Origin of the sequence: Inquilinus limosus MP06, from assembly GCF_000767795.1 — a bacterium.
GTDB lineage: Bacteria > Pseudomonadota > Alphaproteobacteria > DSM-16000 > Inquilinaceae > Inquilinus > Inquilinus limosus_E.
Genome location: NZ_JANX01001059.1, coordinates 1 through 993, shown reverse-complemented (window position 1 = coordinate 993; position 993 = coordinate 1). Strand labels below are relative to the sequence as shown.

1 protein-coding gene is annotated in these 993 nt (G+C 71.2%); it reads left to right on the top strand.

The features are described 5' to 3' along the window. Window positions 1–993: gamma-glutamyltransferase family protein (locus P409_RS35170; protein ID WP_193366543.1), on the top strand; the 993-nt coding region annotated here is incomplete at both ends.

Here is a 993-nt window from a genome sequence, read left to right as displayed (position 1 = left end):
GCGCTTCATCCTCGGCAGCGGCGACAGCCCGTTCTATCTGGGCCCGATCGGCGCCGACATCGTCGCCGCGGCCCAGGGCGCGTCCGGCAATCCCGGCTGGCTGGCGCCGATCGACCTGGAGATCTACCGGGTGGTGGAACGCCCGCCGGTCTGCGTGCCCTACCGCGCCTGGCAGGTCTGCGGCATGGCGCCGCCGAGCTCCGGCGGCATCGGTGTCGGCCAGATGCTCGGGCTGCTGGAGCATTTCGACATGCGCAAGGCCGGGCCCGACACCGTCGCGGCCTGGCACCTGTTCGCCGAGGCCGGCAAGCTGGTCACTGCCGACCGCGACCGTTATCTCGCCGATGGCGATTTCGTCCTGGTCCCGGCATCGGGCCTGGTCGACAATACCTATCTGACCACGCGGGCGAAGGCGATCTTGGAGGACCGGGCGGCGCCGGTGCCGGCGGCGCCCGGCAACCCGCCGCGGCGCGCGGGGCAGGAATGGAGCTCCGACACCTCCGCCGAACCGTCCGACACCAGCCATGTCTCGGTCGTCGACGCCGATGGCAGCGTGGTGTCGCTGACCACCAGCATCGAGGGCGCCTTCGGCTCGCATCTGATGGTGCGCGGCTTCCTGCTGAACAACGAGCTGACCGAGTTCTCCTTCCTGCCCTATGCCGGCGGCCGGCCGGTGGCGAACCGGGTCGAGCCGGGCAAGCGGCCGCGCAGCTCGATGGCGCCGACTATCGTGCTGGACCAGCAGGGCAGGCCGGTGCTGGTGATCGGGTCGCCCGGCGGCGCCCGTATCATCCCCTATGTCGCCCAGGCTATCCTGGGGGTGCTGGACTGGGGGCTGAATATGCAGCAGGCGATCGATCTGGGCCACGTCGTCAACCTCAACGGCCGGACAGAGCTGGAGGCGGGGACGGCCGTCGCCGGGCTGAAGGACGCCCTGGCGGCGCGCGGCCACGGATGTGGTGGTGACGGGGCAGGACAGCGGGCTGCAGGGCA